The 4,986-nt window shown below is 45.9% G+C and carries 7 protein-coding genes; 3 read left to right on the top strand and 4 right to left on the bottom strand.

Translation table 11 applies throughout. The features are described 5' to 3' along the window. A partial coding sequence (locus FJZ26_04080) for a DNA polymerase IV (protein MBM3229585.1) occupies nucleotides 1-808 on the bottom strand: 808 nt, incomplete at its 3' end. 58 nt (nucleotides 809-866) lie between these two features. Between FJZ26_04080 and FJZ26_04075 the strand changes: the two genes are divergently transcribed. Beyond that, nucleotides 867-1,124: a DUF2683 domain-containing protein gene (locus FJZ26_04075; protein MBM3229584.1), complete on the top strand. Its 258-nt coding sequence runs from the start codon at nucleotides 867-869 to the stop codon at nucleotides 1,122-1,124. A gap of 12 nt (nucleotides 1,125-1,136) precedes the next feature. Next, on the top strand, nucleotides 1,137-1,430 hold the full coding sequence (locus FJZ26_04070; protein MBM3229583.1) for an addiction module toxin RelE: 294 nt from the start codon (nucleotides 1,137-1,139) through the stop codon (nucleotides 1,428-1,430). Between the two features lie 146 nt (nucleotides 1,431-1,576). Here FJZ26_04070 and FJZ26_04065 read toward each other — a convergent pair whose 3' ends face one another. The 3 genes from FJZ26_04065 to FJZ26_04055 are packed head-to-tail and all read right to left on the bottom strand — an operon-like array spanning nucleotide 1,577 to nucleotide 4,629. Continuing rightward, a complete protein-coding gene (locus FJZ26_04065; protein ID MBM3229582.1) occupies nucleotides 1,577-2,440 on the bottom strand; it encodes a 2-oxoacid:ferredoxin oxidoreductase subunit beta in 864 nt (287 codons plus the stop codon). A 50-nt stretch (nucleotides 2,441-2,490) separates the two neighbouring features. Next, nucleotides 2,491-4,251: a 2-oxoacid:acceptor oxidoreductase subunit alpha gene (locus FJZ26_04060; GenBank protein MBM3229581.1), complete on the bottom strand. Its 1,761-nt coding sequence runs from the start codon at nucleotides 4,249-4,251 to the stop codon at nucleotides 2,491-2,493. 42 nt (nucleotides 4,252-4,293) lie between these two features. Beyond that, a complete protein-coding gene (locus tag FJZ26_04055; protein ID MBM3229580.1) occupies nucleotides 4,294-4,629 on the bottom strand; it encodes a ferredoxin in 336 nt (111 codons plus the stop codon). Between the two features lie 185 nt (nucleotides 4,630-4,814). Here FJZ26_04055 and FJZ26_04050 point away from each other — a divergent pair. After that, the coding region (locus FJZ26_04050; GenBank protein ID MBM3229579.1) for an FAD-binding protein at nucleotides 4,815-4,986 on the top strand (172 nt) is incomplete at its 3' end.

Genomic DNA, 4,986 nt, shown 5'->3' with positions numbered 1-4,986 from the left:
CCCTCTGCTGCACGGGCTGGGCATCGGTGCCCCTGGAGCTTTCGTAGAGCCACTTGCCCCTTGCAACCCCCAACAATCCCACAAGCTCTGACATTTCCCGCTTTCTCAAATCCGCAATGGACTCAATGCCAAGCTTTGCAAGTTCACTTTCTGTTTTTGGCCCGACTCCAAGAAGTTTTTTCACAGGCAGGGGCGAAAGAAACCCGGGCACTTCATCAGGCTTAACTACAGTCAGCCCATCCGGCTTTTGAAAATCGGAGGCTATTTTTGCCACAAGCTTGTTTGGAGCAATGCCGATGGAGCATGTCAGCTTCTCTTGCTCAAATACCTCTTTTTTTATTGTCTGGGCAAGCGCTTTTGCAATCCTATAATCCCCGCTTGCCTCAAAAGTTATGTCTGCATAAACTTCATCAATGCTTGCCTGCTGGGTTGTCTTGCAGTGCACTTTTACAATCTCAAGTATCGAATCTGAAACTCCAGTGTATAATGCAAAGTTGGCAGGCAAGTATGTTGCCTGGGGTGCAATTTTTTTTGCCATCTTTATTGGCATGCCTGATTTTATGCCAAGTGCGCGTGCTGCATAATTTGCAGTGCTTATTGCCCCGCTGTCCGAGTCCCTGCCGGAAAATATGCAGACTGCAACCGGCTTTCCAAAAAGTGCAGGGTTCTGCCGCTGCTCGCAGGATGCAAAAAAGGAGTCCATGTCAAGATGGAGGACAATGCGGTGGGTGATATGTGGCATAATTTCATTCTCTTGAACAATTTTATTATTTTTGTTCTTTTCAGAATGTTTACTGGTGCGTGGCATATTTACTATAACCTCAAGTTATTTAAAGTTATTTAAACTAATCTCTAGTGGTGAGAATATGGGTTCAGCTACTTTGAATTTGCAGGTTGATGATTACACAAACCGGGTCTTGGGCGTTATAAAGGAAACTTTTGGCTTGCGCGACAAGAGCCAGGCACTAAAGAAATTTGCCGACATGTTTGGGGAACAATTTGTCCACAAAGAAATTTCAGATGAAGTTGCCAAGGAAATAATCAACGACAGCGAAGCGCATATAAAAAAATACGGCTTCAGGAAGATGTCATTTGCTGACATTGACAAGCTGGTACAAGGTTAAAACTTGTCAATGATGAAAGGTGCTTGTGTGTACTATTTTGATTACTCTGATAAGCTTAAGCTGACTGTCAAGAAGCTTGCCAAGAAAGACCCAAAGCGTTGTGAAATCCTGGCAAAAAAAATAAAAGAAGTTGTCCAATCAGACGAAGCATCTATTGAACACTACAAAAACATGCAATATGGCTTATCTGATTACAAGCGGGTTCATATTGATTCAAGCTTTGTCCTGCTTTTCCGGGTTTTCAGGGAGAAAAAGTTCATCCTTTTTGTGAGCTTGAAGCACCATGACGAGGCTTATAAGAGATAAAATCGGCCTTTTCTTTTGATGTTGGCAAGTATTAATTCAATCCATTTTTCATCGCATAAAGATAAAACTGGTGCAATACAGAACTTGTTTTCTGGGCGAATAAACCCACTTTTCGTGTTTGTTTTGCCTATAAATCCATGCAGTTTCTAGTAGAACTCATCCATCAGCTTTGTTATGTCTATGTTGTCAATCGGTTGGCGGACAAGGGGCACTTTTGAAAGCTGGGGCAGTTCGTCTTCATAAGTGGGGCGCTTTTGCTGGTAAAATATTCCGATGGGTATTTTCTCCCCCCATTCCTCTGCCTTTGCAATAGCACCTATTTTGTCTGTTGTGTCCCAACCGCCTTGCTGATCCTGGAGCTTGTAGCACCTTTGCTGGAAAAACTGGAATGTATTGACCTTATTGTAAGTGACACATGGCTGAAAGACGTCAATGAGGGCAAATCCCTTGTGGGCCATTCCAAGCTTGATTAGCTCTGACAAATGCTTCAGGTCCCCTGAAAATCCCCTGGCCACAAACGAAGCCCCTGCGCTGATTGCAAGTGAAATGGGGTTTACCGGCAGCTCAATCACACCATGCGGCGTTGACCTTGTCTTTGTGCCCTTTTCTGAAGTCGGCGAAGTCTGTCCTGTTGTAAGTCCGTAAATCTGGTTGTTTTGCACAATATAAGTTATGTCAATGTTTCGCCTGCAGGTGTGCAGAAAATGGCCAAGCCCGATTCCATACCCGTCCCCGTCTCCACCGACTGCAAGGACTGTCAGTTCGTGGTTTGACAGTTTTATCGCAGTGGCGGGAGGAAGTGACCTTCCGTGAAGACCCTCAAAGCCGTATGTCTTGATGTAATGTGGCAACTTGCTTCCGCAACCCACCCCAGAGGAAACGCAAACCTGATGGGGCTCAAGGCCGGATGATGCTATAGCATTTTTCATCGCAAGAAGTATTGCAAAGTCCCCGCATCCTGGGCACCACTGTATCTTGTTTGTGTTGTTGAAGCTTGCAAGAGTTGCCATAATCATTCCCTTTTAGCCATAAAAGTTTACATTTGTTTTCAAGATTCGCATTATTTTCTTTCAATTTGATTTTTTACAAATTCAAATATGTCCTCCGGGTAAAACGGCCTTGCGTCATATTTCAAGTACATCTGGCTGTCAGGTATGTAAAACCCGGTTCTTTCCCTTACAAGGTCCCTTAGCTGCCCTGTTGAATTCATTTCAATCCCCACAACTTTCTTTGCAGTTTTCAGGGCTGCTAATATCTCATTGGATGCAAAAGGATACATCCAGACAATGTGCAGGTAACCGACTTTCATCCCTGCCTTTTTGGCAAACTTCAAGGACTCGAGAATTGGGGATTTTGTTGAGCCCCAGCCGACTATCAGCAGGTCCGGATTTGCGTCCCCATAATACTTCGGTACAATATCGGATGACTTAATGTTTTTGATTTTTCTCCATCTCTTGTCAATCATGCCTACCCTTAATTTGGGCTCCTCAGTTGTAAAAGAAGTCTCGTCATGCTCGTACGATGTGGCAACAAAAAGGCCGTTTTTCTGCCCCATAAGCGGCCTTGGTGAAATCCCATCCTCTGTAATTTCAAATCTCTTATAATCTGCCTTTCCATCAAGCTGCGCGTCTGAAAGCAGTTTTCCCCTCTCAACTTTGAGCTTGCTTGTGTCAAATTTCCTTGTTGACTGATAGCCATCAGAAAGCTCCTTGTCAAGAAGTACAATCCCAGGGGTTTGGACCAAGTCGGTTAGGTTGAACATCTTGAATGTCTCATAAAACGCCTCTTCAACGTCGCCTGGGGCGCATACAAGCCTTGGGAACTCTCCCTGGGAGGCACAAAGCGCAAATTTCAAGTCAGCCTGCTCCCCGTATGTAGGAAGCCCGGTTGAAGGCCCGGCCCGCTGCACGTTTATTATGACACAGGGTATTTCAGAAAGCCCCGCAAGGCCTAGGGCTTCAGCCATGAGCGAAAACCCGCCCCCTGATGTTGCAGTCAATGCCCTGACGCCGGCAGCCCCTGCCCCTGCAATCATGTTCATTGCAGCAATTTCATCTTCGGTGTGCTTTACTACGATGCTGTGTGAAAATTCGTGGGCCGCCATAAAATGCAGCACTGATGACGACGGGCTCATGGGGTATTCGGCAACCAGCTTTACGCCAGCCTTGACTGCGCCAATGCATGCCGCATCGTTTCCCGTGAGCAGAATCTGGTTGTCAGGGCCCACCTTGGCAATCTTTATCTTGAACTGCTCTTTTAGCACCGATTTGATTGCCTGATAGCCCTCCTTTGCCGCATTTATGTTTTTTTGCACTATCTCGGGCCCTTTCCTGCCCCATGTCTGTTTCATTGCGTCCTCAATAACTGCAAACTCTATGCTAACAAGGGCACAGGCGGCTCCAAGCGCAACAGTGTTGAAGAATATCTCGCCTCCAACCTTAAGGGCAATTGCCGAAAGCTGTATCGGGAACACCCTGATGTCTCCTCTTTTTATCTCCCCTTCGGCAAGCTTCACCTTGCTCTCGTCATAAATTAGGGCGCCTCCTTTGCTCAACTCATTATAATGGCGCAAAGCCGCTTCCTTATTCAGCCCGACAAGAACGTCTATCTGCTTTATTGCGCTATAAATTGGCTCGCTGTCGCCACGTATATAATTGGTGTTGTGCCCCCCTCGGATTAGTGAAGGAAAGTCATTGACTGTCACGACATTCAAGCCGTGCATTTTGAGCATCTTCCCAAACATGTTGCCCAGGGTCATGATGCCCATCCCGGCCTCCCCGCCAATCTTGAAATTTATCTTGTTGAGAACCTGGTTTTCCAATCAATACACCTGGGGGTTAGGTCTTATGCCCGCCCTAGAATCTTATATTATTTTTTCGCCATTTTCCCTTTTGATGTGAATTACATTTACTGGGCATGAATCTGCTGCAAGCCTATTTTTTTCGTATTCCCCTGATTCGATTTGCTTTTCCTGCCAGCCATCCTGCCTTTTTGTGCATTCAATTATGTCTGATTTTCCGTCAGGGCCCATTTCCCAGTGCTCTGGGGCAACTGCAGCGCATGCCCCGCAGCCAATGCAATTTTGCCTGTCATGTTCCAGCTTGAATTTAACCATGTTTCTCCTGCAAGGCACATCGGTCGCTTTTTTTGTGGCAATGGGCCTTACCTGCATGCCTCCTATTTTTAGCTTCCTAAACAATTATTAAACGTGCGTTTGGCAATTGACGTTAATTCTGCTTTGTTGACGTCGATGCCTGTAGGAACAGATTTAAATGTGCATTTCCAATCCAAAGCCAGGAAAATTAAAAAATATTATTGGCATAAGTTCAACCTTATGCTCCTGGATTGGGGCTGTTTTTGAAGTTGGGAGATATGGAAGGCGGAATTTGTGATGTTGCAGTAATAGGGGCAGGGCCAGCAGGCTCTCATGCAGCACTTGAGTGCGCAAAAAACGGCCTTGACACTGTTGTTCTTGAGGAGCACAAAACAGTTGGCGACCCTGTGCATTGCGGCGAGTGCCTGTCCGACCTGTGCCTTCAAAAATTCCCGCTAAACC

The organism is Candidatus Parvarchaeota archaeon (assembly GCA_016866895.1).
Lineage (GTDB): Archaea > Micrarchaeota > Micrarchaeia > Anstonellales > VGKX01 > VGKX01.
Note: the sequence above shows the minus strand (reverse complement) of the source record. Positions and strands in the feature narration are given on the sequence as shown.